The organism is Microbacterium sp. CGR1, from assembly GCF_001266755.1.
Classification (GTDB): Bacteria; Actinomycetota; Actinomycetes; order Actinomycetales; family Microbacteriaceae; genus Microbacterium.
This window is the reverse complement of the sequence record NZ_CP012299.1, coordinates 2,632,204-2,656,530: the sequence shown is the minus strand read 5'-3', so window position 1 is coordinate 2,656,530 and position 24,327 is coordinate 2,632,204. Positions and strand designations below refer to the sequence as shown.

The 24,327-nt window shown below is 68.5% G+C and carries 26 protein-coding genes and 1 tRNA gene; 17 read left to right on the top strand and 10 right to left on the bottom strand.

The genetic code is table 11. The features are described from left to right. The first annotated feature begins 116 nt into the window (after window positions 1-116). The 7 genes from AKG07_RS12875 to AKG07_RS12845 all read left to right on the top strand — a co-directional run bounded on the left by AKG07_RS12875 (window position 117) and on the right by AKG07_RS12845 (window position 7,810). Window positions 117-1,646 (top strand): mannitol dehydrogenase family protein, encoded by a 1,530-nt coding sequence (locus AKG07_RS12875; RefSeq protein WP_233277268.1) that lies wholly within the window; start codon window positions 117-119, stop codon window positions 1,644-1,646. Beyond that, window positions 1,643-2,647, top strand: a complete 1,005-nt coding sequence (locus AKG07_RS12870) for an L-idonate 5-dehydrogenase (protein ID WP_053098286.1) — start codon at window positions 1,643-1,645, stop codon at window positions 2,645-2,647. The genes AKG07_RS12875 and AKG07_RS12870 overlap by 4 nt, the downstream gene beginning before the upstream one ends. Before the next feature lie 59 nt (window positions 2,648-2,706). Continuing rightward, window positions 2,707-4,098 (top strand): MFS transporter, encoded by a 1,392-nt coding sequence (locus AKG07_RS12865; RefSeq protein ID WP_053098285.1) that lies wholly within the window; start codon window positions 2,707-2,709, stop codon window positions 4,096-4,098. 84 nt (window positions 4,099-4,182) lie between these two features. After that, entirely contained in the window at window positions 4,183-5,409 is a 1,227-nt protein-coding gene (gene manD, locus AKG07_RS12860) for a D-mannonate dehydratase ManD (RefSeq protein ID WP_053098284.1), read from the top strand. Further along, complete coding sequence (locus tag AKG07_RS12855; protein WP_053098283.1) at window positions 5,399-6,052, top strand: bifunctional 4-hydroxy-2-oxoglutarate aldolase/2-dehydro-3-deoxy-phosphogluconate aldolase; 654 nt, start codon at window positions 5,399-5,401, stop codon at window positions 6,050-6,052. The genes manD and AKG07_RS12855 overlap by 11 nt, the downstream gene beginning before the upstream one ends. After that, on the top strand, window positions 6,049-7,008 hold the full coding sequence (locus AKG07_RS12850) for a sugar kinase (RefSeq protein ID WP_308418030.1): 960 nt from the start codon (window positions 6,049-6,051) through the stop codon (window positions 7,006-7,008). The genes AKG07_RS12855 and AKG07_RS12850 overlap by 4 nt, the downstream gene beginning before the upstream one ends. A 40-nt stretch (window positions 7,009-7,048) precedes the next feature. Next, the gene (locus AKG07_RS12845; RefSeq protein ID WP_053098282.1) at window positions 7,049-7,810 is read left to right on the top strand and encodes a Pr6Pr family membrane protein; all 762 of its coding nucleotides are present in this window, start codon (window positions 7,049-7,051) and stop codon (window positions 7,808-7,810) included. A gap of 18 nt (window positions 7,811-7,828) precedes the next feature. Here the strand turns inward: AKG07_RS12845 and arr are convergent, their stop codons facing one another. From arr to AKG07_RS12830, 3 genes are all read right to left on the bottom strand, one after another. Further along, window positions 7,829-8,248 carry an NAD(+)--rifampin ADP-ribosyltransferase gene (arr, locus tag AKG07_RS12840; protein ID WP_445928293.1) on the bottom strand — a complete coding sequence of 140 codons (420 nt, stop codon included), beginning with the start codon at window positions 8,246-8,248 and terminating at the stop codon, window positions 7,829-7,831. 119 nt (window positions 8,249-8,367) lie between these two features. Next, the gene (locus AKG07_RS12835) at window positions 8,368-8,622 is read right to left on the bottom strand and encodes a hypothetical protein (RefSeq protein ID WP_053098281.1); all 255 of its coding nucleotides are present in this window, start codon (window positions 8,620-8,622) and stop codon (window positions 8,368-8,370) included. Continuing rightward, on the bottom strand, window positions 8,619-8,855 hold the full coding sequence (locus AKG07_RS12830) for a hypothetical protein (protein ID WP_053098280.1): 237 nt from the start codon (window positions 8,853-8,855) through the stop codon (window positions 8,619-8,621). Before AKG07_RS12830 ends, AKG07_RS12835 begins: the two co-directional genes overlap by 4 nt. 188 nt (window positions 8,856-9,043) lie before the next feature. Between AKG07_RS12830 and AKG07_RS12825 the strand changes: the two genes are divergently transcribed. Together AKG07_RS12825 and AKG07_RS12820 are read left to right on the top strand one after the other, a co-directional pair. Then, window positions 9,044-9,457: a hypothetical protein gene (locus tag AKG07_RS12825; RefSeq protein WP_053098279.1), complete on the top strand. Its 414-nt coding sequence runs from the start codon at window positions 9,044-9,046 to the stop codon at window positions 9,455-9,457. 69 nt (window positions 9,458-9,526) lie between these two features. Then, window positions 9,527-10,516, top strand: coding sequence for an aldo/keto reductase (locus AKG07_RS12820; protein ID WP_053098278.1), 990 nt, complete (start codon window positions 9,527-9,529; stop codon window positions 10,514-10,516). Window positions 10,517-10,530: 14 nt separating this feature from the next. Here the strand turns inward: AKG07_RS12820 and AKG07_RS12815 are convergent, their stop codons facing one another. From AKG07_RS12815 to AKG07_RS12800, 4 genes are all read right to left on the bottom strand, one after another. After that, complete coding sequence (locus AKG07_RS12815; protein WP_053098277.1) at window positions 10,531-11,328, bottom strand: siderophore-interacting protein; 798 nt, start codon at window positions 11,326-11,328, stop codon at window positions 10,531-10,533. A gap of 127 nt (window positions 11,329-11,455) precedes the next feature. After that, window positions 11,456-12,880 carry an LCP family protein gene (locus AKG07_RS12810; RefSeq protein ID WP_233277267.1) on the bottom strand — a complete coding sequence of 475 codons (1,425 nt, stop codon included), beginning with the start codon at window positions 12,878-12,880 and terminating at the stop codon, window positions 11,456-11,458. A gap of 82 nt (window positions 12,881-12,962) precedes the next feature. Then, window positions 12,963-13,304 (bottom strand): hypothetical protein, encoded by a 342-nt coding sequence (locus AKG07_RS12805; protein WP_053098276.1) that lies wholly within the window; start codon window positions 13,302-13,304, stop codon window positions 12,963-12,965. Window position 13,305: 1 nt separating this feature from the next. Beyond that, window positions 13,306-13,599 carry a hypothetical protein gene (locus tag AKG07_RS12800; protein ID WP_053098275.1) on the bottom strand — a complete coding sequence of 98 codons (294 nt, stop codon included), beginning with the start codon at window positions 13,597-13,599 and terminating at the stop codon, window positions 13,306-13,308. Between the two features lie 160 nt (window positions 13,600-13,759). Between AKG07_RS12800 and AKG07_RS12795 the strand changes: the two genes are divergently transcribed. Further along, a complete protein-coding gene (locus AKG07_RS12795) occupies window positions 13,760-14,173 on the top strand; it encodes a hypothetical protein (protein WP_053098274.1) in 414 nt (137 codons plus the stop codon). Between the two features lie 86 nt (window positions 14,174-14,259). On the opposite strand, the gene AKG07_RS12790 is transcribed toward AKG07_RS12795, so the two are convergent. Further along, window positions 14,260-14,342, bottom strand: a tRNA-Leu gene (locus tag AKG07_RS12790). 271 nt (window positions 14,343-14,613) lie between these two features. Here AKG07_RS12790 and AKG07_RS12785 point away from each other — a divergent pair. The 7 genes from AKG07_RS12785 to pknB are packed head-to-tail and all read left to right on the top strand — an operon-like array spanning window position 14,614 to window position 23,507. Beyond that, entirely contained in the window at window positions 14,614-15,342 is a 729-nt protein-coding gene (locus AKG07_RS12785; RefSeq protein ID WP_053098273.1) for an FhaA domain-containing protein, read from the top strand. Then, entirely contained in the window at window positions 15,339-15,869 is a 531-nt protein-coding gene (locus AKG07_RS12780; RefSeq protein ID WP_053098272.1) for an FHA domain-containing protein FhaB/FipA, read from the top strand. Before AKG07_RS12785 ends, AKG07_RS12780 begins: the two co-directional genes overlap by 4 nt. Before the next feature lie 7 nt (window positions 15,870-15,876). Then, window positions 15,877-17,172, top strand: coding sequence for a PP2C family protein-serine/threonine phosphatase (locus AKG07_RS12775; RefSeq protein WP_053098271.1), 1,296 nt, complete (start codon window positions 15,877-15,879; stop codon window positions 17,170-17,172). After that, entirely contained in the window at window positions 17,169-18,554 is a 1,386-nt protein-coding gene (locus AKG07_RS12770) for an FtsW/RodA/SpoVE family cell cycle protein (protein WP_053098270.1), read from the top strand. The genes AKG07_RS12775 and AKG07_RS12770 overlap by 4 nt, the downstream gene beginning before the upstream one ends. A gap of 1 nt (window position 18,555) precedes the next feature. After that, window positions 18,556-20,010 (top strand): peptidoglycan D,D-transpeptidase FtsI family protein, encoded by a 1,455-nt coding sequence (locus AKG07_RS12765; RefSeq protein WP_053098269.1) that lies wholly within the window; start codon window positions 18,556-18,558, stop codon window positions 20,008-20,010. Continuing rightward, the gene (locus tag AKG07_RS12760) at window positions 20,007-21,758 is read left to right on the top strand and encodes a serine/threonine-protein kinase (RefSeq protein WP_053098268.1); all 1,752 of its coding nucleotides are present in this window, start codon (window positions 20,007-20,009) and stop codon (window positions 21,756-21,758) included. Before AKG07_RS12765 ends, AKG07_RS12760 begins: the two co-directional genes overlap by 4 nt. A 54-nt stretch (window positions 21,759-21,812) precedes the next feature. Further along, the gene (gene pknB / locus AKG07_RS12755; protein WP_053098267.1) at window positions 21,813-23,507 is read left to right on the top strand and encodes a Stk1 family PASTA domain-containing Ser/Thr kinase; all 1,695 of its coding nucleotides are present in this window, start codon (window positions 21,813-21,815) and stop codon (window positions 23,505-23,507) included. On the opposite strand, the gene AKG07_RS12750 is transcribed toward pknB, so the two are convergent. Together AKG07_RS12750 and AKG07_RS17900 are read right to left on the bottom strand one after the other, a co-directional pair. Next, window positions 23,486-24,154, bottom strand: coding sequence for an anthranilate synthase component II (locus AKG07_RS12750; RefSeq protein ID WP_053098266.1), 669 nt, complete (start codon window positions 24,152-24,154; stop codon window positions 23,486-23,488). The two genes, pknB and AKG07_RS12750, sit on opposite strands and share 22 nt — an antisense overlap. Next, complete coding sequence (locus AKG07_RS17900; protein WP_167947501.1) at window positions 24,151-24,306, bottom strand: hypothetical protein; 156 nt, start codon at window positions 24,304-24,306, stop codon at window positions 24,151-24,153. Before AKG07_RS17900 ends, AKG07_RS12750 begins: the two co-directional genes overlap by 4 nt. Between the last annotated feature and the right edge of the window lie 21 nt (window positions 24,307-24,327).

Here is a 24,327-nt window from a genome sequence, read left to right as displayed (position 1 = left end):
TCCACCTCGATGTAAAACTGCTTGACAAGTTTGTACAAACACTGCACACTGATTTGCATGACGATCAACGCCGATCACCCTCAGCGGTGCGCGGCCCCGAGCGAAGGAGCCACCGCGTGAGCATCCCAGCACCGGCCCTGCGCCGCACGACCTCTGCCACCGCATCCCCGCTGGTCGCTCCGACGCCCGGCATCCTGCACCTCGGCCTCGGCAGCTTCCACCGGGCACACCAGGCCGTCTACACGGCAGCCGCGCTGCAGTCCGCGGGCGGCGACTGGGGCATCGTCGGTGTCGCCTCGCGTTCGCGCACCATCGTCGACGCGATGCACGCTCAGGACATGCTCTACACGGTCGCGACCATCGCCCCGGGCACCACGTCACTCACCATCCCCGGTGTGCACGCCGACGCCTTCGTCGGCGCCGAGCAGCCCGAGCGCGTCGTCGCACAGATCGCCGACCCCGGCATCCGCATCGTGACCCTCACCGTCACCGAGAACGGCTATAGCTACTCCCCCGCCACGCAGCATCTCGACCTCGACGACGACACCGTGCGGTCCGACCTCCGCGGCGGTGCCGCCCGCTCGACCATCGGCCAGCTCGCCCGTGGCCTGCAGGCCCGTGCCGCAGCCGGTGGAGCGCCGATCTCGATCCTCAGCTGCGACAACCTCTCGGCCAACGGCGCCCACACCGAGAAGCTCGTCCGGGAGTTCCTGCACGAGCTGCCCGGATCCGAAGGCGCCGACACCCTCGCCTTCCTCGACCGCGCCGTGTCGTTCCCCTCGAGCATGGTCGATCGCATCGTGCCCGCGACCACCTCCGAGCTGCGCACCCGCGTCGACACCCTGCTCGGCGCCCGCGACGACATCCCGGTGCCTGCCGAGCCGTTCACGATGTGGGCGATCGAAGACCGCTTCGCCGGCGGACGCCCCGCCTGGGAGGCCGGCGGTGCCGTGTTCACCGACGAGGTCGGACGCTACGAGCAGATGAAGGTGCGACTGCTCAACGGCACGCACTCGCTGATCGCCTACCTCGGCGCGCTCAGCGGAGTGGGGACGATCCCCGAGGCCATCAGGCTCGACGGCATCGAGAGCGCGGCGCGCGCCGTGCTGCGTGACGAGTACGAGCCCTCGATCGAGGTTCCGTCCGGCGTCGACATTCGCGCCTACGAGAGCGAGCTGTTCGAGCGCTGGGCCAACAGCGCCCTGGGTCACCGCACCAGCCAGGTCGGTACGGACGGCTCCGTGAAGCTGCGCCAGCGCATCCCGGAGCCCGCCCTGCGGGCGCTGCGGCTCGGCGAGATGCCCCACCTGATCGCCCTCACGGTCGCCGGATACCTGTCGTGCATCGCCCCGCTGCCCGGATTCGACCCCGGCCTGCACGCCGCCGCGATGACCGACGGCGCCCGAGAGCGTCTCGCCGACTATGCGGCGAGCGCCCGCACGGGTCGTGAGCTGGCACAGCGCGTGATCGGCGAGCTTCACCTGTTCGGTGATGGACTCGGATCACAGGATGCGTTCATCGCGCGCGTCGGCGAGCTCGTCGACACGATCCAGCGACGCGGCGTCGACGCCGCGATCGCCGATGCCGTCTCGGCATCCCAGACCACCACACCATCACTCACCCGCGCAGAGGAGTACCAGCCATGAAGGCTCTCGCCATCCACGGCAAGGAAGACATCCGCTGGGAGGACCGCGAGGTCCCGACCCCCGGCGACGGCGAGGTCCGCCTCCGCGTGAACTTCGTCGGCATCTGCGGCTCCGACCTGCACTACTACTTCCACGGAGCGAACGGCGAGTACACGATCCGCGAGCCGCTCACCCCCGGCCATGAGCTGTCGGGTGTCGTCGACCTCGACCCGTCCGGCCGCCTGGAACCCGGCACCCCCGTCACCGTGCACCCCGCGCGCTACGGTGCCGAGGTCCCCGGGCTCGAAGGCCACCCGCATCTGCGTCCCGGCGGCGACTACTTCGGCAGCGCCGCCGCGAACCCCCACCGCCAGGGCGGGGCATCCGAGCTGCTGATCGTCGAAGACCACATGCTGCGCGTGCTCCCCGCATCCCTTCCGCTCGAGCGCGCAGCCCTCGCCGAGCCGCTGGCCGTGGCGATCCACGCCGTGAGCCTCGCCGGAGACATCACCGGCAAGCGGGTGCTCGTGATCGGCGCGGGGCCCATCGGACTCCTCGTCGTCGCTGCGGCACTCCACGCGGGCGCCGCGGTGGTCGGCGCGAGCGACGTGCGTGAAGAGCCTCTCGACCGGGCGACGTCCCTCGGCGCGACCGAGGTCTCGCTCGTCGGTCGCGACACCATCGAGAACGAGTCCTACGACATCGTGTTCGAATGCTCCGGCGTCGGAGTGGCCCTCACCCAGGCGGTGCGCGCGGCCCGCCGCGTCGGCACCATCGTGCAGGTCGGGATGCTGCCGAACGCCGACATCGGAGTGAACCTCGCGCCGATGCTCGCCAAGGAGCTCACCATCCGCGGCGCCTTCCGCTTCTCGACCGAGATCGACGACGCGGTCGCGCTGCTGGCCGAGTCCGATGCCCTCGACTCCGTCATCTCGCACGTCCTCCCGGCATCCGACGCCGTCCAGGCCTTCGAACTCGCTCGCGACTCGTCCGCCTCGGCGAAGGTCCTGCTGGCCCTCTAGCAACACCCTCCGCGCTCCCCGCGCACCCCACCCGATCCTGGTCCGAAGGAGTACCTCCCATGTCCGAACCGCAGACGACCGCCACGGTCGCCGATCCTGCCGCGAAGAGGTCGGTGCGCGACCTCGTGCGCGCCGCCATCTCCGGATGGCTCGGCACGGCCCTCGAGTTCATGGACTACCAGCTCTACTCGCTGGCAGCCGCCCTCGTCTTCGCCGACCTGTTCTTCTCGTCCGAGAACCCCGCCGTGGCCGTGGTCGCCGCGATGGCCACCTACGGCGTCGGCTACGTCGCCCGCCCGGTCGGCGCATTCTTCTTCGCCCGCCTCGGCGACAAGACCGGTCGCACGAAGGTCCTCTTCTACACGATCCTCCTCATGGGTCTCGCGACCACCCTCATCGGATTCCTTCCGACCTACTCGCAGGTGGGCGTCCTCGCCCCGATCCTCCTCGTGCTGCTCCGCATCGCGCAGGGCTTCGGAGCCGGAGCCGAGATCTCGGGTGCGGGCGTCATGCTCGCCGAGTACGCCCCCGCCAAGCGCCGAGGCATCATCGCCTCGCTCGTCGCACTGGGCACGAACTGCGGAACCCTGCTCGCCTCGGGCATCTGGGCGATCCTGCTCGTCGCGTACAGCGAAGACGAGGTCATCGCCTGGGCGTGGCGCATCCCGTTCATCGCCAGCGCCGTCATCATGCTCTTCGCGATCTGGGTGCGCTTCAACCTCAAGGAGACCCCGGTCTTCGAAGAGCGCGACGACGTCGTCGACGGCAAGGCGCTCTCGCGTGAAGAGGTCGTGAAGCTCGCCACCGAGACCAACGACATCCGCACGCTCGAGGCGATGAACCGCAAGCCCTGGAAGGCGTTCTCGATCGCGCTCCTGCTGCGCTTCGGCCAGGCCGGCAACTCGGGCATGATCCAGACCTACCTGATCAGCTACATCACCGTCGTGCTGCTGCTCGACCGCTCGATCGGCGTCAACGCCGTGATCGTCTCGTCGCTCGTCGCCTTCATCACGGTGCCCCTGTCGGGCTGGCTCGGCGATCGCTTCGGCCGCAAGCGCATGTACATGGTGTGGGCGATCATCGCGCTCATCATCATCGTCCCGACCATGCTCATGATCAGCAGCAAGGACACCGTGCAGGTCTTCGTCGGCTACGTGGTGCTGCACAACCTCGCGGTGATGAGTTTCGCGTCGCTCGAGAACCTCACGCTCCCCGAGCTCTTCGGATCCCGCAACCGCTACACGTTCACGGCCATGGCACGCGAGATCGCCGCCATCGTCGCGACCGGTGCGGGCCCCGTCATCGCCGCCGCGTGGGTGTCGGCCGTCACCGGCTCGTTCATCCCGATCATCATCATGCTGTTCATCTTCACGCTGTGTGCGCTCATCGCCTCGATCTGGATGCCGGAGGTCGCCGGTCGCGACCTCACCGATCCGCGCGACGCGATCTGATCGGACCGCTCTTCACGACCAGGGGTGCGGGCGCCCGAACGCTCGCACCCCACACCTCATTCCGCACCTCCAGGAGAGAACGACATGACCATCGAGATCGTCGACGTCAACATCACCAGCCCCGGACGCAACTTCGTCACGCTCAAGATCACGACCTCCGACGGCATCGTCGGCCTGGGCGACGCCACTCTGAACGGCCGCGAGCTCGCCGTCGCCTCGTACCTGTCCGACCACGTCGCCTCGATGCTGATCGGTCGCGATGAGGACAGGATCGAAGACACCTGGCAGTACCTCTACCGCGGCCCGTACTGGCGTCGCGGACCCGTCACAATGGCGGCCATCGCGGCGGTCGACATGGCGCTGTGGGACATCAAGGCGAAGAAGGCCGGGATGCCGTTGTACCAGCTTCTCGGCGGCGCCAGCCGCGAGGGCGTCCGCGTCTACGCGCACGCCTCGGGCACCGACTACGCCGCCCTGAAGAACGCGATCACCGGATACGAGGAGCTCGGGTTCACCGCCGTCCGCGTGCAGACCGGTGTTCCCGGCCTCGGGCAGATCTACGGCGTCTCTGCCGCAGGCCCCGGCGTGCGCTACGACTACGAGCCCGCCAAGCGCTCGGGCGACCGCCCCAGCGAAGAGACCTGGGACACCCGCAACTACCTCAACCACATGCCGGGGATCTTCTCGCAGATCCGGGAGGACTTCGGCACCGACCTCCGCATCCTGCACGACGGACACCACCGCATGTCGCCGATCGAGGCCGCGCGCTTCGCGAAGGACATCGAGCCCTACGACCTGTTCTGGCTCGAGGACTGCACCCCCGGCGAAGATCAGACCGCCCTGCGACTCGTGCGTCAGCACTCGACCACGCCGCTCGCGATCGGCGAGGTCTTCAACTCGGTCTTCGACTATCAGACCCTCATCACCGAGCGCCTGATCGACTACGTGCGCTCGGCGGTGACCCACACCGGTGGCATCACGGCCATGAAGAAGCTGCTCGACTTCGCCGCGATCTACGGCATCAAGTCCGGCATCCACGGGCCGACCGACATCTCGCCGGTCGGCATGGCCGCGGCACTGCATCTCGACCTGGCGATCCACAACTTCGGCATCCAGGAGTACATGCCGCACAACGAGCAGACGCTCGAGGTGTTCCAGACCTCGTTCACGTTCGACAAGGGCTTCCTGCACCCCGGCGACCAGCCCGGTCTCGGTGTGGACCTCGACGAGGATGCCGCGGCGGGCCACGAGTACACCAAGGCGTACCTGCCGGTGAACCGTCTGCTCGACGGGACCGTCCATGACTGGTGAGGTGCGACGGGTCGCCCTTCCCCCGCGCACGGTCGACTCGCGCCTGATCGTCGTCGCCCGCGCGAAGCGGGCGGAGGACTACGACGCCGTGCTCGACGTGCTCGTCGATGCCGGCATCCGCAGCGTCGAGCTGACGCTGACCACACCGGGCACGTTCGAGCACTTCCCGCACCTGCTCGCGCGGTTCGGCGACACGATCGACCTCGGCATCGGCACCGTCACGAACGCCGTGGACCTGGCACGGGCGATCGAGGTGGGGGCGGCCTACATCGTGACCCCGATCACCTCGCGCGACTTCGTCACGCAGGCGACGGATGCCGGTGTGCCGATCGTCCCGGGCGGACTCACGCCGACCGAGCTGTTCGCCTCGTGGTCTGCCGGAGCATCCGCGGTGAAGGTGTTCCCCGCGGGGCAGGTCGGACCCGCGTACCTGAAGGATCTGCGCGGCCCCTTCCCCGACCTCGTCGCCGTGCCCTCGGGGGGAGTCGACCTCGCCGGGGCCGAGGCATGGCTGCGTGCCGGTGCGGTGGCGGTGAGCGTCGGCGGGCCGCTGCTCGGCGACGCGTTCGCCGGCGGTGACCTGCATGCACTGCGGGAGCGCGCCGCGTCATTCGTCGACGTCTGCGCGCGGAGCGCCGAGTGACCACCTCGTCGCCGTCCGTCGTCACGCTCGGAGAGACGATGGCGCTCGTGCGCACGACCGAGATCGGCTCGCTGCGTCACGCGAACTCGCTGGCGTTCGGCATCGGCGGCGCTGAGAGCAACGTCGCGATCGGACTCGCGCGACTCGGAGTCACGACCTCGTGGCTGGGCCGCGTCGGCGACGACTCGCTCGGCGAGCGCATCGTCCGAGAGATCCGCGGTGATGGCGTCGACGTGCGCGCGATCGTCGACCCGGATGCCGCGACCGGCCTCATGGTGAAGGAGCGCCCGTCTGCGGCATCCACCGCGGTGCACTACTACCGTGCGGCGTCAGCCGGATCGCGGCTGCGACCGGAGGACCTGCCCGACGGGTGGGTCGAGGACGCGTCGCTGCTGCACATCACCGGGATCACTCCGCTGCTGTCCGAGACGGCCCGGGCGGCCGTCCACTCAGCCATCGATCGTGCCCGGGCAGCCGAAACGATCGTGAGCTTCGACATCAACTACCGGTCGGCGCTGGCGTCGCCCGATGTCGCCGGGTCCGTGCTGCGCGAACTCGCGGAACGTGCCGACGTCGTCTTCGGCGGCGACGAGGAGTTCGCCATCCTGTATCCCGGCACCTCGGCAGCGGATGCCGCGGAACGCCTGCGGGAGGCCGGATGCGCGACGACCGTGCTCAAGCAGGGACCTGACGGCGCCTCGGTCCTCACCGCCGGATCGGTGGTCGACTCGCCCGGGTTCACGATCGAGCCGGTCGACACGGTCGGTGCGGGCGATGCGTTCGTGGCCGGGTATCTGAGCGCTCTGCTCGACGGCCAGGTGGTCGATGCGGTCCTGCTCCGGGCGAATGCCTGCGGCGCCATGGCCTGCCTCGTTCCCGGCGACTGGGAGGCCGCACCGACTCTGCGCGACCTCGAGCGCTTCCTCGACGCCGGATCCGACCCGGTGCGCCGCTGAATCGGCGTTGACGTCGCCTCAAGACGCGTAGCCTCGAAGGATGTCCAAAGCCGTCGCCTCCCCGTCCACGGCTTCCGCCCTCCCGGAGTCCGTGCCCCGTCGCACCCCGCTGTTCTCCCGCGCCGCGGTGAACTTCCGACCGGCCGCACTCGTCTACCGGGTCGTGGCGCTCGCCGTCATCCTCACCGGTGTCATCCGGCACTCCGACATCCTGACCGGTCAGCCGGCGTGGACGACCCTGCTGTTCTACACGATGGTCAGCAACCTCCTGTGTCTCGCGTGGGTGGTGCTCCTCCTCGTCCGCACGGTCGGCGATCTGCGTCAGCGCGGACGGTTCGGCACATCGACGCCCAGCGCACGCGGCAGTGGAGCGGTGATGTTCGCGATCACCGTGACCATGCTGATCTACCTGATCGTGCTCGTTCCCTCGAGGTTCGCCGACGGCGACGCCGAGATCTTCTCACTCACCGACAACCTGATCCACATCATCACGCCCGTGCTCGTGATCGTCGACTGGCTGGTCTTCGTGCCGAAGGGATCGTTCCGGTGGATCGATCCTCTGCTGTGGACACTGCTCCCCTACGTGTATCTGACCTGGGCTTTCGTCTACGGCGCGCTCGGCGGCGAGTTCACACCAGGACAGGCGTATCCCTACCCGTTCATGGATGTCGACGTGCTCGGGGTCGCGGGCGTCGCTCAGTGGATCATCGCCCTCACGGTCGCTCTCGTCGCGGTCGGCTTCGTCTTCGTGATCATCGACCGCATCCTCGGATCGCTCGCCCGGCGGTTGGTCCGACACTGAGACGCCCCGCGCCGGCGCTCAGTTGATGATCTCCGCGCGGTCGTCGGCGTGCAGGGCCGCGAGCCGTTCGCGCCATGCGGCGAGCGCCTCGGCCGAGAGGCGGGTCCAGTCGAGCACCTCGCGGACGACCCTCACCGGCTCCGCGCTGCGATAGGAACGGGTCGGATTGCCGGGGAACTTCTTGTCGGTCACATTCGGGTCGTTCTCGAAGTCCCCGGTCGGCTCGACCTCGTAGACCCGCGGCTCGCGATCACCCGGCGCGAGCTCGGCGGCGAGTCCCGCACCGTCGGCCACGGCGGTGAAGTAGATGTGGTTCATCACGATCTCGGGCCGGTAGTTCGACGGATATCCGGCGGTCAGCAGGTCGCCCGGTCGCAGGTCTGCCTTGGTGCCGTGGAAGAAGGGGCCGTCATCCAGTGCGTCGCTCACCCGCAGCATCCTATGACTGCGCGCACACGCAGGGAAGGAGATCTCGCAGTACGAAGGACGGATGCCGACTGCTCACCCTTCGTCGAGAGAGATCTCCTTCACTGCGGTCGTCGCACAGATGGCGACGGTCAGTCGCCCGAGCGTCGCGTTCCGATACCCGGTTCGTCGTTGTGGATGGACTCGTCCTGCACGGATGACTCCGACGACGGGTCGACGCGCACCGCACCGGAACCGCCCGAGTCGGCGCCAGCGTTTCCGGCGGGAGTCTCTCCGACCTGGTCGGGGTCGTCCGCGTTGCGGTCTTCGATCAGCGCGGCGATCCCTTCCTCGGAGGGTTCCGCACCGCCGAGATCCTGACCGGACTCCTCGCCGCGGCCGCTCACTCGGTGCCGTCCCGCAGGTCGGTCGGCGCGTCGCCGCTGTGCTGCAGACCCTCGTCCTCCGGAGCCAGGTCACCCTGTCCGTCGTCGCCCAGCTCGGCGTCGACCGGGTCGTCGCCCTGGGTCTCGGGCTGGTCGGTATCGGTGGGGAAGGTGCCGTCCGAGAAGTCGTCGACTCGGGGGATGCCGGGCATGTCCGGCGGGAAGCTGTTCGCGAAAGCGTCGATGTTCGACATGATGCCCTCCAGGGTTGGTGTCCGAGCTCTCATGATGCGTCCGATCCGCGGCGAGCGCAGGGCGGTTGACAGCCCGGCGGAGGGCGAGGATCATTCCCGCCCCGATCCCGACGGGTGACGTCACAGGTCGAGCCGATTCGGCGGGCTGCTCGATTGTGTCGACACCCGGTCGCCCCTATGGTGTGGTCATGAACCGCTCGCGCCTCCGTCCACTGGTGAGCGCGGCTCTCGCGCTCGGGGCGGTCGCGCTTCTGGCCGGCTGCGTCAACGCTCCGACGGTCGACCTTCTCGCCAGCGGCGAATCCGCCCGCCTGCCTGAGTCGGTCACGTCCGACCAGCTCGAGACGGTGGTCCCCGACACGGCGCGCCTGCTCGGCGAGGACTCCGAAGGGCACACCTTCTACGCCGTCGAGGCGAGTGACGAGAGCGGGCTCGGAAGGGTCTGCCTGGTGATCGACGGCGTCGAGAACGGGCCGGTCATGGGATGCGGGGCGATGCCGATCGAGGTCGAGACCGCCGGCGTGCGCGCCCGACTCAGCGTCGAGGTCGTCCCCGAAGACAGCGGCGAGAAGATCGGCGACTACCTCCGCGTCTTCCTGTGATCGACGACCCCGCACCGCGCGTGACCGTGAGAGCATCGATCGCAGACCACGACTCGAGGGAGATCTCGGATGCTCGACACAGCAGACAGCGTCAGGCTCGGCCGTTCCGGAGTGAAGATCTCGAAGGTGGCGCTCGGATGCATGAGCTTCGGCGCACCGGACCGCGGCGCACACGGATGGTCGCTCGATGAGGAAGCGAGCCGCCCGCTGATCGCGCAGGCTCTCGAGGCAGGAATCACGACGTTCGACACCGCCGACGTGTACTCCGACGGCACGAGCGAGGAATTCGTCGGCCGTGCACTCAAGGACTTCGCGCGCCGCGACGAGATCGTGCTCGCGACGAAGGTGCACGGGCGCATGGGCCCGGGCGCGAATCAGGCCGGGCTCAGCCGCGGGCACATCCTGTCGGGCATCGACGCGAGCTTGACGCGCCTCGGCACCGAGTATGTCGATCTTTACCAGATCCACCGGTGGGACCCCGAGACGCCGATCGAAGAGACCATGGAGGCGCTGCACGACGTCGTCCGCTCGGGCAAGGCTCGCTACATCGGCGCATCATCGATGTGGGCGTGGCAGTTCGCCAAGGCCCAGGGTGTCGCTGCGCAGAACGGCTGGACGCGCTTCGTCTCGATGCAGGATCAGTACAACCTGCTGCAGCGCGAGGAGGAGCGGGAGATGCATCCGTTCTGCCTCGACTCGGGCGTCGGCGTGCTGCCCTGGTCTCCGCTGGCGCGTGGCAAGCTGACGCGGGACTGGGATGAGACGACCACGCGCACGGCGACCGATGCCTTCGGCGCGACGCTCTACCACCGCGAAGAGGAGTCGAATCGGGCGATCGTGGATGCGGTGGCTCGCGTCGCCGAGGGACGCGGCGTCTCCCGGGCGCAGATCGCACTCGCGTGGGTCGCGCAGCAGTCGGCGGTGACCGCCCCGATCGTCGGCGCGACCAAAGCCGCTCACATCGACGATGCCGTCGCAGCCGTCAGCATCCGACTCGAGGCCGCCGAGCTCGCCGAGCTGGAGGGTGCCTACACGCCGCGGGATCCCGAGGGCTTCTGACCGCGCTTCGGCGCCTACTCGATCTGACCGATGGGCTCCCGCTTCTCGGCCTGGAACTGGTCTTCCGCGCGGCCTCTCGCCCAGTAGGCGGAGATCGACAACGACTCTCTGGGCACCTCGCGCTGCTTCAGCAGGGCCCGAACGGCCTTGATCGTTCCGCGCTCCCCGTGCGCGAACACACCGGGGTGCCCGTCCGACCAGGCCAGCTCTGCGAGGACGGCCAGCAGCTCGTCATCGGACTCAGTCCATCGCACTGTCACTCCCGACGGAGCATCGGGAAGGATGCGATCGGCGGGGTCGGCGACGGTGAGGATGACGTGCCCGACGGCATCCGAGTCCATCGCCTCGACGGCTGACGAGATCGCCGGGAGGGCGGTGTGATCGCCGATGAGCAGATGCCACGGCGCTCCGGGCTCGGGCAGGTAGCCGCCGCCCGCGCCGCTGACGACCAGCGTGTCCCCGACCTGTGCACGTCGAGCCCACGGACCGGCGACACCCTCATCGCCATGCACGACGAAGTCGATGACGAGACGCTGGCGCTCGGCATCCGCTGCTCGCACCGTGTATGTGCGCGGAGTGGGCAGCTTCTCGGGGCTGTACTCCCGCAGCTGAGCGAGATCGTAGGGAGGGGTGAGCCCGTGGCGAGGCTCGGCGAACAGGATCTTGACGTACTTGTCGGTGTAGACGTTGTCGGTGAAGGCCTCGTACCCGTCGCCTCCGGCCGTGATGCGCACGAGGTCGGGGCTGACCTGCTCGACCTGCTGCACACTGAGCACGGCTTGGCTGGGGGTTCGGCGAGGCTGTTCCGGCATTGCGTCTCCTGACGAAGAGGAAGGAAGTCCTCTCCAGTCTGCCGGTCCTGTTCGGTGACCCGGCCCACTTGCCAATATGGAAAGTCGTCGTACACCGCGCACGCCACGGAGGCGTGATGGGTGCGCCTCAGGCGGCGCAGAGGTCGGTGTCGGCGCTGCGGTTCACCGCATCCACCGGCCGCGGTGGCACCGGGGTGGCGCGGGGCTGCGAGGTAAGTGCTTCGTAGTCGGCGCCGAGCAGCAGCTGCACGCCGTCGACGTCTCCGACCTGGACGACGACCTGGATGCCGAGCTCTGCGGCGAGCGCCTGCGCCGTCTGCTGGGCGTCAGGGGTGTCTGCGGCCGTGATGGTCGTGAGGTCGACCGGGTCGGCATTGGCGATGCCAGCGACGGTGTATCCGTAGCCCGTCGCGTCATCGGAGACGCGGGACGCCAGACCGCTGACACCGGCACCGTTGAGGATCTGCACGGGCGCGGTGCGCACCGGCGCCTCGGGCTGCACCTCGTCGGTGGTGAGCACGATCGGCACGTCGTCGATCAGCGCCCGGAAGATGACGTCGGCGTCCGCGGTCGGCACGACGCGATTGGGGTCCTCCGGGGCCTCGGTCGTCGGCATGGTGAGGAATGTGACGCTGCTGAGCGGAACATTCGCGACCCGCGCGGCGAGGCCGGCGAGATCGGTCAGGGCTCCGAGACCGGGGTCGACGGTCATCGACGACGTCACGGCATCGAGGAACGCGTAGAGCCGGTCGGGGCGCACGAGCACGGCGGACTTGGTGGCCTTCTGCACGATCGCCGAGAGCACCATCTGCTGGTGCCCGAGGCGGGCGATGTCGCTCTCCTGGGCGAGCGCATGGCGCGTGCGAGCGAGTGCGAGTGCCTGGTCGCCGTTGATCGACTGGGGGCCGGCGGGCAGGTCGAGGCGTGCGTGCCCGTCCCGCAGCGGCTCCGGCAGGCACACGTCGATGCCGCCCATCGCGTCGACCATGCCGATGAACCCCTCGAAGTCCATCTGCACGAAGTGGTCTATCGCGAGACCGGTCAGCTGCTCGACCGCCGCGACGGAGCAGGCCGGGCCGTACTGCAGTGCCGAGTTCAGCATCCCCCAGCCGCCGCCGTACGACCCGCGCCCGTTGTCGTCGCACGCCGGCAGGTCGCCGACGGTGTCGCGCGGAAGCTGCACGGCGTCGATGCGGGTGTTGTCACTCGAGATGTGAGCGACCACCATCGCGTCGCTGCGCTCGGTGCCGTCGTCTTCGCCGAAGCCCTCGGACTCGAGCGCCCGGGAATCGGACCCGAGCAGCAGGATGTTCAGATCGCCCGTCGCGAGCTCGGGCTCGCTCTCACCGTCGTCCGAGCGGATGGGCGCCGTGGTGACGTTGCCCTGCAGCTGCCCGTAGGCGATGGCGCCCACGGCGACCAGGGCGGCCACGACGGCGACGCTGATCCAGCCGATCACTCGACCGCGCCGACGACGTGGTCGAGACGCGGGTTCGGAGCCTGACGTGACGTCGTTCTGGTCGTCGCTGTGGGGGGAAGCTGGCGATCTCACCTGCTCACACCATCACGAGTGGGGCCAGAGAGCCAACACGTGGAGGCGGCGAGTCCTGCGAGGGTGCTGTGAGCCCGGTCGCTCACACCGTGACATACCCCCGGGAGGAGTCGTCGTGGATGAGGCGGTAGTCGGGCGTGGTGCCCCGCCGATCGGCCAGGCTCCACACCCGGGTCGCTCGCCCGTCGCCGGCGGACGAGGCGCCGTACTCGAGGACGAGCGCGCTCGGCATCGCCCCGTCGCGGTACTCCCCGACGAAGTAGCGCGGGCTGCCGAGACCACCCGAGTCCACCCGCCCGACGAAACGACCCGAGTCGGTCAGTCGAGGAGGAGTGGCGAGCAGGTCAGCGGGTGTGATGCGCTGGACGGCCTCGTGCTGTGCGAAAGCAGACAGGGAGAGAGGCGTGATCGAGTCGATTCGCATCTCAGACCGCCTCCGCCTTCTGATCGCTGCGCGACGATCGTTCGCGAAGGCTCTGAGCCCAGTCCTTCGTGTCGGTGAACCGGTGCTCGTCGAGGTAGGCGCGGATGACGTCGTGCACGAGGCGGATCTGTGACTCCGTCCCCATCGCCGCCTGCATCATGTCGACCGTCGGCGCGGGCGCCCCGTCGATGCGCTCGAGCGCCTGGCGGATGATGCGCTCGCGCCCCTCCCGTCCGAGGGACTTCTCCATGGAGGGCGTCTGGCGTGGGTACTCTGGGGCGTGTTCGTGACTCATGCGAGCCTCCTCAGTCAGGGATGGTGGTGTCTCACGGACAGTGGTGCCGGGGCTGCAACCCCGGCACCACGTCGTCTCCCCACCGTATCTTATTTTTAGTCATTCAAAATAAGCGAGGAGTTTCGGCGCGTCGGCCGCACACCGTGAGTAGCCTTCATCCATGAGCTTCCACATCGAGCACACCCTCGACGGCCGGCGTGCGAGCACCGGCGCCTACGACTCCCTCGGCGAGGCCGTGATGGCGGCGTTGGGCGTGAAGCGCCCGCCCGTTCTCGTCATCGACGACTCCGCCGACAGTGGCACCGACGCCGTCGCCGCCGTCCTGAAGAAGGGCGAGGTGCTCACCGCGACACCTGAGCCTGAGTGGTGGGGTCGGGTGAAGAAGGCGTCGCAGGACAAGCTGCTCGCCGGAGGCCGGCTCGATGCCGCCGTAGTGACGGATCTCACCGATGCCGGTGGTGCAGTGGCAGCGACGGCATGGGAGAGCGGCCCCGTCGAGGAGTGGGAGCTGACGCCGGCATCCGACCACGACTGGGTGCGCTTCGAAGCCGCTCGGCGGTCGATCCGAGGCTGAGGCCCCGCCGACACCTCTGCCGATGCATGAGAAAGACCCGGCTTCCTCGAAAGGAACCGGGCCTGTCTCTCATTCACTGCTCGCTGTGCGCGAGGGGGGACTTGAACCCCCACGTCCATAAGGACACTGGCACCTGAAGCCAGCGCGTCTACCATTCCGCCACTCGCGCGAGTATGTCGGGCTCCGAAGAACTCAACTTCCCAAAGATATCACGCGTTTCGCCCATCGATGAAACCGGCGTCGCCGCGGTCTGCAGGAGTCGGGCACGGATGCCGGACGAGAGGATGTTCTTCGGTCCTGCAGACGTGCCGAGCTCCTGCATCCGGCGCATCCCACTCCCCCACTCCCCCGGAATCTCGGCGTTTTCCCGCCTCGCGAGGGCGTTCACCCAGCACACCTCGCTACGATGTGCCTACCGGTCGGCATGCCAGAGGAGCCCAGTGGGACTACTTGACAGCTTTGAGAAGGGTCTCGAGCGCGCTGTGAACAGCGCCTTCGCGAAGACCTTCCGCAGCGGCATCCAGCCCGTGGAGATCGCTTCCGCCCTTCGGCGCGAAGCGGACACCAAAGCGGCTGTGGTGAGCAGGGACCGCATCATCGCGCCCAATAACTTCGTCGTGCGCCTCAGCACCGACGACGCCGAGCGCATGCAGGGGCTCGGTGGAGCCCTCACCGACGAACTGCACGCGCTTCTCACCAAGCACGCGAAGTCGCAGGGTTACAGCTTCTCCGGCCCGCTCTCGATCTCGCTCGAGGGTGACGACAAGATCGCGACCGGCACGGTCAACGTCAGCTCCGGAACCGTCGAGGGCCGCGTCGAGTGGCAGGCCGTGATCGACGTCGACGGCCGTCGCCACTCGCTCACCCGCGCACGCACCGTCATCGGCCGCGGAACGGATGCCGACATCACGATCGCCGACGCCGGATCCAGCCGTAAGCACGTCGAGGTCCTCTGGGACGGAGAGCGCGCCATGATGCGCGATCTCGGCTCGACGAACGGCACCAAGGTCGACGGCCAGAAGGTGCGCGAAGCCGCCCTTCCCTCCGACACCACCCTGACCATCGGACGCACCGACCTGGTGTTCCGCATCGTTCCCGTCGCCACCCCGTCGCGCCCGCCCCGGCCGCGCGACGACGACGCGACCCGCGCGTTCGGGGCCATCTCGTGAGCACACCCAGTGAACTCGTCCTGCTGCTGCTGCGCGTGGGCTTCCTGCTGCTGCTGTGGTTCTTCGTGTTCGGCGTCGTCTACTCGCTGCGCGCCGATCTGTTCGGCATGAAGGTCCGCAAACTCCCGGCCGAGGTCGCCGCGGCGACGCCTGCTCCGACGCAGTCGCCCGCATCCGCCCCGGCCTCCCGCCCCGCGTCGTCGAAGCCCAGCACCGGTCCCGCCACGGTCGCGACGGCCAAGCGGCTCGTCATCACCTCCGGTCCGAAGGCGGGGCTCGAGCTCCCCCTCGGCAACGAGACGTTGACGATCGGACGCTCCAGCGAATCCGCCCTCGTGATCCGCGACGACTACACGTCCAGTCACCACGCACGTCTGATGCTCCGCGGCGACAGCTGGGCCATCCAGGACCTCGACTCGACCAACGGCACCTTCGTCGCCGGCCAGCGCGTGACCGGCGGTCCCGTCGCCCTCGCCCTCGGCACCCCCATCAAGGTGGGCGCCACGACCTTCGAGCTGCGAGCCTGACCCCGGCATGGTCTTCGAAGGCTCGAGCGCCGCGATCTCCCACACCGGGAAGGTCCGCTCCAACAACCAGGATTCCGGGTACTCCGGGGCGAATCTCTTCGTCGTCGCCGACGGCATGGGCGGTCACGCCGGCGGTGACGTCGCCTCGAGCATCGCGATCCACCGGATGGAGCCGCTCGACCAGCCGTACTCGTCTGTCGACGACGCACAGGCCTCACTGCAGGCCGCCGCGACCACCGCGGCCGGCGATCTGATCCGCGCCGCCAAGGACCGCCCCGAACTCGCCGGCCTCGGCACCACGCTCAGCGCCGTCATCATGGTCGACGACTACGCGGTCATCGGCCACATCGGCGACTCGCGCATCTACCTCTACCGCGACGACGCGGTGACGCAGATCACGGCCGACCACACCTTCGTGCAGCGACTCGTCGACTCGGGCCGCATCACCCCCGAAGAGGCGCGATACCACCCGCGTCGCTCGGTGCTCATGCGCGTGCTGAGCGACATGGACGCCGATCCCGAGCTCGACATGTTCGTGATGCACACCCAGCCGGGCGACCGCTGGCTGCTGTGCTCCGACGGCCTCTCGGGCGTCGTCGACGAGGCGCACATCCTCAAGGCGATGCGCATGGGGATGGCGCCTGGCCGCACGGCCGACAACCTGCTCAAGCAGGCGCTCGACGGCGGAGCCCCCGACAACGTGACGATCGTCCTCGTCGAGGTCGGCGGTCAGCACGCGATGCACTCCGGCACGGCGACGATCGTCGGCTCGGCATCGAACCCCGCCAACGTGACCGTTCCTCCGGTGCGCGCGCCCCGCGGCAACTGGCTGCACCCGGTACGCCAGGCCGCGAACGAGCCCAGCCACTTCGAGCCGGCCCCCGAATACCTCGAAGAGCTGATCGAAGAGGACCGTCGACGCGCCAAGCGCCGCCGTCTCGGATGGATCGCCGGGATGCTGGTGGTCGTCGCGATGCTCGTGTTCGCCGCCTTCGCCGCCTACAGCTGGACGCAGACGCGCTACTTCGTCGGCGCCGACGACGACAGTGTCGTGATCTACCAGGGCGTGCAGCAGAACATCGGCCCGATCACCCTGTCGACGCCGCTCCGCGACACCGACATCCTGCTCGCCAACCTTCCGCCGTACCAGCGTGACTCCGTGGAGCGCACGATCACGGCGCGGTCGTTCTCGGATGCCGAGGCCATCGTCGCGCGACTCCAGGCCGGCGCCGACCGCGTGATCGGCGAGACCCCGCTGCCCACTCCCCTGCCCACCGCGACGCCGACGGAGGACGCAGGATGACCGCCGACGTCACGGCCGACACCAGCGTCATCAAGGCCCTCAAGAGAATGCGGATGCCGCAGACGCAGCGCAACCGCGAGTTCTGGCTGCTGCTCTTCGCCGTCGCTCTCAGTGGCGGCGCTCTCACGCTCGTGCAGCTCGGTGCTCTGGGTCTGATCGACCCCATGATCCTGGCGATCGGCGGTGGCCTCGCCGTTCTGGCCTTCGCCGTGCACTTCGTGCTGCGTGCCGTCGCGTCGGCCGCCGACCCGTTCCTGCTGCCGATCGCCACGCTGCTGACCGGCCTCGGCATCGCGATGATCTATCGCATCGACATCGCGAAGTCCCTCACGGGGTGGGACGCCTACTCGACGAAGCAGCTCGCGTGGACGGGCATCTCCCTCGCCGGGGCGATCGCGTGCGTGATCCTGCTGCGCAACTACCGGGTGCTGTTCCGCTACACCTACATCTTCGGCCTCTCCGGCATCCTGCTCCTGCTGCTCCCCTTCGTCCCGGGCCTGCGCATCCCCGATGCGAACGCCCAGGTCTGGGTGTCGCTCGGCGGCATGTTCGCCTTCCAGCCCGGCGAGCTCGCCAAGATCTGCCTCGCGATCTTCTTCGCGGGCTATCTCGTGCGCACGCGGGAGAGCCTGACGTCTGTCGGCACGAAGTTCCTCGGCATCATGTGGCCGCGCATGCGCGAGCTCGGACCGGTTCTGGTGGTGTGGGCGATCTCGCTCGGCATCATCGTCATCCAGCGCGACCTCGGAACCGGAACCCTGATCTTCGGCATGTTCGTCGCAATGCTCTACGTCGCGACCGGCAAGACGAGCTGGGTGCTCATCGGCCTCGCCCTCGTGGCTGCGGGTGTCGCGGTGGCGACACAGATCCTCAGCTACGTGCAGGGCCGCTTCGTCAACTGGCTGTTCCTCTTCGACCCCGAGAAGGTCGACCCCGACGGCGCCGGCTTCCAGCCCATGCAGGGCCTGTTCGGGCTGGCGCACGGCGGCCTTCTCGGCACGGGCTGGGGTCAGGGACGCCCCGACGTCACGCCCCTCGCCCACAGCGACTACATCATCACGAGCCTCGGCGAGGAGATCGGCCTGATCGGGCTGTTCGCGATCCTCTGCCTCTACATGGTCTTCGTGAGCCGTGGCGTGCGCATCGGACTGGCGGGTCAGGACGACTTCGGCAAGCTGCTCGCCATCGGCCTCTCGTTCACCATCGCGCTGCAGGTGTTCATCATGGTCGGCGGCGTGACGAGGGTCATCCCGCTGACCGGTCTGACCACGCCGTTCCTCGCCGCCGGTGGATCCTCGCTCATCGCCAACTGGCTGATCGTGGCCATCCTGCTGCGCATCTCCGACGGCGTCCGCAGCCAACCCCGGGCGGTGATCGGCTGACATGACCAAAGAACTCCGCCGTCTCAGCATCGTGATGCTGTTCATGTTCCTGTCGCTGTTCGCCGCGACCAGCTGGATCCAGGTCGTCGAGGCCGACGCCCTCGGGCAGAACCCGAACAACAGGCGCACGCTCCTCGACAGCTACGAGATCCAGCGCGGGTCGATCATCGTCGACGACGTCGCGATCGCCTCCTCGACCCCCTCGGACGACCGCTACCAGTTCCAGCGCGTCTACACGGATGCCGCGATGTGGGCCCCTGTCACCGGGTACTTCAACCCGGCGCTGCAGTCGGCGACCGGCATCGAGCGGGCGATGAACGCCGACCTGTCGGGAACGGGATCGAGCGCCTTCTTCGCCGAGATCGAGCGGATCCTCTCGGGTCAGCCCCAGAGCGGATTCAGCGTCGAGCTGACTCTGGACACAGCCGCGCAGCGCGCCGCATACGACGCTCTGCAGGGCCTCAACGGCGCGGTCGTCGCTATCGAGCCGAAGACCGGGCGCATCCTCGCACTGGTGTCGACCCCCGGGTTCGACACCAACCAGCTCGCGACGCACGACGCGGATGCCGCGAACGCGACCTACGACCAGCTCGACGAAGACCCCACGAAGCCCCTCTCGAACCGGGCGATCGCCGGCGACCTCAACCCTCCCGGCTCGACGTTCAAGCTCGTCGTGGCGGCCGCGGCCTATGCGTCGGGCAACTGGACGCCCGACTCGACGCTCCCGAACCCGGCCCGCTACCAGCTGCCCGGCTCGACGAACACGGTCGCGAACGCCTGGGGCGGCACGTGCGGCAGCGGAGACACCGTGACGATCTCCGAAGCCATCCGCCTGAGCTGCAACATCCCGATGGCCGAACTCGCCGTCGAGCTCGGCGATGACGCGATCCGCGAGATGGCGGAGAAGTTCGGCTTCAATCGGAGCTTCTCGACGCCGCTCGAATCGACTCCGTCGAGCTACCCGCGTGCCCTCGACGACGCGCAGACCGCCCTCACCGGATTCGGCCAGGGACAGGTCACCGCGACGCCGCTGCAGATCGCGATGGTGGCGGCCGGCATCGCGAACGACGGCGTCGTGATGAACCCCCGTCTGGTCGACACGGTGATCGGCAACGACCTCTCGGTCATCCGTTCGTACGACGACACCCAGTTCGGTCAGACGACCGATGCGACGATCGCCGATCAGATCACGGCGTCGATGGTCGCGAGCGTCTCAAACGGCGCTGCGCAGGGTGCAAGAATAGACGGGGTCGATGTGGCGGGGAAGACCGGCACGACCGAGAACGATAACAAGCCGTACACGTTGTGGTTCACCGGTTTCGCGCCGGCGGACGACCCCGAGGTGGCAGTAGCGGTCCTCGTCGAAGACGGCGGTGGACAAGGGCAGTCAGGATCCGGCGACACCATCGCCGCTCCGATTGCAAAGAAGGTCATAGAGGCGGTGCTGGGCAGATGAGACCGACGCAGGGTGTGTCGTTCGGTGGTCGCTACGAGCTGCAGTCGCGTATTGCGATCGGCGGCATGGGCGAGGTGTGGGAGGCGACGGATCACGTCATCGGTCGCACCGTGGCCATCAAGATCCTCAAGGACGAGTACATGGGGGACCCCGGGTTCCTCGAGCGGTTCCGCGCTGAGGCGCGCCATGCCGCACTCGTCAACCACGAGGGCATCGCGAGCGTCTTCGACTACGGCGAGGAGAACGGCAGCGCCTACCTCGTCATGGAGCTCGTTCCCGGCGAGGCCCTCTCGACCGTGCTCGAGCGCGACGGCGCCCTGAGCGCCGACAAGACCCTCGACATCGTCGCGCAGACGGCATCCGCTCTGCAGGCCGCGCATGCGGCAGGTCTCGTGCACCGTGACATCAAGCCGGGAAACCTGCTGATCACGCCTGACGGCCGCGTCAAGATCACGGACTTCGGCATCGCCCGCATCGCCGACCAGGTGCCGCTGACGGCCACCGGCCAGGTCATGGGCACCGTGCAGTACCTCTCGCCCGAGCAGGCGTCGGGGCACCCGGCGTCACCGGCGACCGACACGTACTCGCTCGGCATCGTCGCCTACGAGTGCCTCGCAGGCAAGCGGCCCTTCACGGGTGAGTCGCAGGTCGCGATCGCGATGGCGCAGATCAACGAGCAGCCTCCGCCGCTGCCGCCGACCGTGCCGATCCCGGTGCAGAACCTCGTCATGGCGATGATCGCCAAGAAGCCCGCCGACCGCCCGTCGTCGTCGGCGACCGTCGCACGCGCCGCCCAGGCTCTGCGACGAGGCGACCTGAACTCCGCTGCCATCGCGGTGCCGGCCATCGCGACCGGTGGTGTCGCCTCCGACGACGCCACCCGGCTGCTCACCGCATCGGGCGACGACGGCACGACGCGCATCCTCCCCACGACGGCCCAGCTGCCCACCGGCGAGCAGGCCGAGGAGGAAGCCGAGAAGAAGAAGAAGCGCAGCCCCTGGACGTGGCCGCTGATCGCTCTCATCGCACTGCTCGTGATCGTGCTCGGTGGAACCGTGTTCGCCCTGATGAATCAGGGCGACCCGGATCCCGAGCCGACCCAGTCGGAGACCGTGTCGCAGACCCCGAAGCCGACACCGACCGAGACCGAGACGCCCGAGCCCGAGCTCGTGGACGTCGATGCTCTCGGTCTCGTGGGGATGCAGTGCGATGCCGCGCAGACCGCTGCCGCCAACGCCGGACTCCAGGCCGAGTGCGTGGTGGGCAACACCATCGCTCCCAACGCGAACCAGGTCGGCACGGTCGAGTCCGTGCAGCCCGGCGGCAACGTTCCCGAGGGCACGGCCATCACGCTGACGACCTTCAAGGAGCAGGTGAAGGTGGGCAAGCCCTCGGGCACCCCGACCATCGCCGGCACCGCCACCGAGGGCGAGCCCGTGACCCTCAACTGGCCGAGCTTCGAGTGCCCCTCGGGCACCCCGGCGCGATCGGCGTTCGAGGTGACGCTCACCAACGCGACGTTCTCCGGCGGCAACGCCGGCGAGTCCATCCGCAGCTTCGGACCCAGCGTGCTCTCGACGCAGATCGTCCCCGGCACGGCCGGACAGTCGATCACCGCCACGTTCCGCGTCTTCTGCGGCAGCGACATGCCGTCCGAGCAGTCGGATGCCATGCCGGGCGTCGTCATCCTGCCCGCCGCGCCGGGCGCCGATGAAGGCGACGCAGACGGCGGAGACTCAGGCGAATAACCCGCTCCCGCCGTAGGCTGGAGCATCCACAAGGTCGTATCAGGGGGTCACTACGTGTCGACAGAGCCACGCGTTCTCGCGGGTCGCTATCGCGTCGACGAGCTCATCGGGCACGGCGGCATGGCGAAGGTGTACCGCGGGTACGATCTGACGCTCGGTCGTGCGGTGGCGATCAAGATCCTCGACCCTGAACTGGCTCGCGACAACGCGTTCCGCACGCGATTCCGTCTCGAGGCCCAGTCCGCCTCTCGCATGTCGCACCCGTCGATCGTCCGCGTCTACGACGCCGGCGACCCCTCGACGACCGACAGCAGCACGGATGAGCCTCCGTACATCATCATGGAGCTGATCAGCGGCACGCTGCTGAAGGACATCATCGCCAAGGGCCCGGTGCCCGTCGACGATGCCGTGCGCTATGTCGACGGCATCCTCGAGGCGCTGGACTACTCGCATCGTGCGGGTGTCGTGCACCGCGACATCAAGCCGGGCAACGTGATGGTGACCGACAAGGGCCAGGTCAAGGTCATGGACTTCGGGATCGCCCGAGCCGTGTCCGACTCATCATCGACGGTCGCCGAGACCACCCAGATCATCGGCACCGCGGCATACTTCTCACCCGAGCAGGCCAAGGGCGAACCGGTCGACGCACGCGCCGACCTCTACTCGACCGGCGTCGTGCTCTATGAACTGCTCACCGGCCGTCAGCCGTTCCGCGGCGAATCCCCTGTGGCCGTCGCCTACCAGCACGTCAGCGAGACTCCGGTCCCTCCGACCGAGGTGAACGAGGACTCCCCCGGCGCGCTCGACCCGATCGTCCTGCGCGCGCTGGCCAAGGATCCCTACCAGCGATACCCGGATGCCGCGCACTTCCGCGCTGCGCTCGACTCGGCGGTCTCCGGCCACGCGCCGAGCCGCAAGGAGCTCGGCGCGCTCACGAGCGAGCTGTACGGACCGAATCCGCGTGCCGCGCAGGAGACCGCCCGGTCGCTCCGCCAGCTGAGCACCGACACCACCATGGCTCGCACGCAGTCGGGTCCGCCCGTCGCGTGGATCTGGGCGGGTGTGGCACTGCTTGCCGTGCTTCTCGCCTCGGTGCTGTTCTGGGTCTGGACGCTCAGCATGCGCCCGGACGACGTGCCGTCGAGCTCGCGCGTGGTGCCTGATCTCGTCAATGTCTCGTCCGAGCGCGCCCAGGATGATCTCGGCAAGCTCGATCTCACCTCGAAGCTGGTGCTCGAGTCCAGCAACGACATCGTCGAGGGCAACGTGACCCGCACAGACCCTGCGTCCGGCACCGCCGTCAGCGAGGGCGATTCCGTGACGGTCTACGTGTCCTCCGGCAAGGAGACGGTCGTCGTCCCGATGCTCGAGGGCCTGTCTCTGACGGCCGCCAAGGACGCACTCGCGGCGGCAGGGCTCGAACTGGGCACGGTCATCCAGCGCAACGACAAGGGGCTGGCGGCCGAGACGGTGATGGAGGCCAGCGAGGCGGCCGACACCGAGGTCGCACCGCAGACCATCGTGAATCTCGTCGTCGCGAGCGGCCGGGTCACCCTCACCGACGTCACCGGGTGGACGATGGAAGCGGCTCAGGCTGAGCTCGAACGCATCGGCCTCACGCCCAGTCCGGTCGAGCTGATCGACTGCACGCCGACCGAACCGCCCACCGTGTCGTCGATGTCGGCCGCGCCGGGAGACGTGGCGATCGGCTCGACGGTCGAACTGCGCTACTGCGTCGCCGCCGGCTGATCCACACGAGCGTCGGGGCCCGACAGCGGGTGCAGTGCCGCTGAGCGTGCCACGGCATGTGCGTCGCCGCACAGTTCGAGCCAGTTGGCGAGCAGACGGTATCCGCCTTCGGTCAGCACGCTCTCGGGGTGGAACTGCACCCCGAGTATGGGCAGACGGATGTGCTCCAGTGCCATGACGGTGCCGCTCGCGGTGCGCGCTGTGACGGCCACGTCACCCGGAAGGTCGGTCTCCGCGAGAGCGAGGGAGTGATATCTGCCCGCGTCGAACGGCGACGGGATGCCGGCGAAGAGCGCTGATCCGTCGTGCGTGACCGGCGACACCATGCCGTGCATCAGCTCAGGCGCCTCTGAAACGGTGGTGCCGAACGCGGCGCCGATCACCTGATGCCCCAGGCAGACGCCGAGAAGTGGCATCCGGATCCTCGCGGCGAGCCGCACGGCGTCGACGGAGACGCCGGCATCGTCAGGGGTGCCCGGTCCGGGAGAGAGCAGCAGCGCGTCGAAGTCCGGCAGCATCACCGCGAGTTCAGCGGCATCGATGGTATCCGCCTCGATCAGCGCGACGTCGGCACCGAGCTCGCGCAGGTACCCCACGAGCGTGTGCACGAAGCTGTCGTGGTTGTCCACGACGAGCACGCGGGTCATTCGAGGTCGACCTCGCCCGGGGTGATCAGCGGGCTCACCCAGGGGAAGACGTACCAGAAGAGCCCGTAGAGCACCGCTGCGACGAGCACGAGGAGGATGAAGAGCTTCAGCCACCACGGGCCGGGGAGGATGCGCCAGAGTGCGGCGTACATGGGTCGTCTCTTTCCGTTCGG

Bases quoted from the DNA above. Each gene is read 5' to 3' on its own strand.
- AKG07_RS12800 (WP_053098275.1), bottom strand. From the start codon at position 13,599: ATGAGTCACGAACACGCCCCAGAGTACCCACGCCAGACGCCCTCCATG.
- AKG07_RS12855 (WP_053098283.1), top strand. From the start codon at position 5,399: ATGACTGGTGAGGTGCGACGGGTCGCCCTTCCCCCGCGCACGGTCGAC.
- AKG07_RS12765 (WP_053098269.1), top strand. From the start codon at position 18,556: ATGACCAAAGAACTCCGCCGTCTCAGCATCGTGATGCTGTTCATGTTC.
- AKG07_RS12815 (WP_053098277.1), bottom strand. From the start codon at position 11,328: ATGCCGGAACAGCCTCGCCGAACCCCCAGCCAAGCCGTGCTCAGTGTG.
- arr (WP_445928293.1), bottom strand. From the start codon at position 8,248: ATGCTGCGGGTGAGCGACGCACTGGATGACGGCCCCTTCTTCCACGGC.
- AKG07_RS12805 (WP_053098276.1), bottom strand. From the start codon at position 13,304: ATGCGAATCGACTCGATCACGCCTCTCTCCCTGTCTGCTTTCGCACAG.
- AKG07_RS17900 (WP_167947501.1), bottom strand. From the start codon at position 24,306: ATGTACGCCGCACTCTGGCGCATCCTCCCCGGCCCGTGGTGGCTGAAG.
- AKG07_RS12845 (WP_053098282.1), top strand. From the start codon at position 7,049: ATGTCCAAAGCCGTCGCCTCCCCGTCCACGGCTTCCGCCCTCCCGGAG.
- AKG07_RS12775 (WP_053098271.1), top strand. From the start codon at position 15,877: ATGGTCTTCGAAGGCTCGAGCGCCGCGATCTCCCACACCGGGAAGGTC.
- AKG07_RS12795 (WP_053098274.1), top strand. From the start codon at position 13,760: ATGAGCTTCCACATCGAGCACACCCTCGACGGCCGGCGTGCGAGCACC.
- AKG07_RS12865 (WP_053098285.1), top strand. From the start codon at position 2,707: ATGTCCGAACCGCAGACGACCGCCACGGTCGCCGATCCTGCCGCGAAG.
- AKG07_RS12820 (WP_053098278.1), top strand. From the start codon at position 9,527: ATGCTCGACACAGCAGACAGCGTCAGGCTCGGCCGTTCCGGAGTGAAG.
- AKG07_RS12870 (WP_053098286.1), top strand. From the start codon at position 1,643: ATGAAGGCTCTCGCCATCCACGGCAAGGAAGACATCCGCTGGGAGGAC.
- AKG07_RS12825 (WP_053098279.1), top strand. From the start codon at position 9,044: ATGAACCGCTCGCGCCTCCGTCCACTGGTGAGCGCGGCTCTCGCGCTC.
- AKG07_RS12760 (WP_053098268.1), top strand. From the start codon at position 20,007: ATGAGACCGACGCAGGGTGTGTCGTTCGGTGGTCGCTACGAGCTGCAG.
- AKG07_RS12750 (WP_053098266.1), bottom strand. From the start codon at position 24,154: ATGACCCGCGTGCTCGTCGTGGACAACCACGACAGCTTCGTGCACACG.
- manD (WP_053098284.1), top strand. From the start codon at position 4,183: ATGACCATCGAGATCGTCGACGTCAACATCACCAGCCCCGGACGCAAC.
- AKG07_RS12830 (WP_053098280.1), bottom strand. From the start codon at position 8,855: ATGTCGAACATCGACGCTTTCGCGAACAGCTTCCCGCCGGACATGCCC.
- AKG07_RS12770 (WP_053098270.1), top strand. From the start codon at position 17,169: ATGACCGCCGACGTCACGGCCGACACCAGCGTCATCAAGGCCCTCAAG.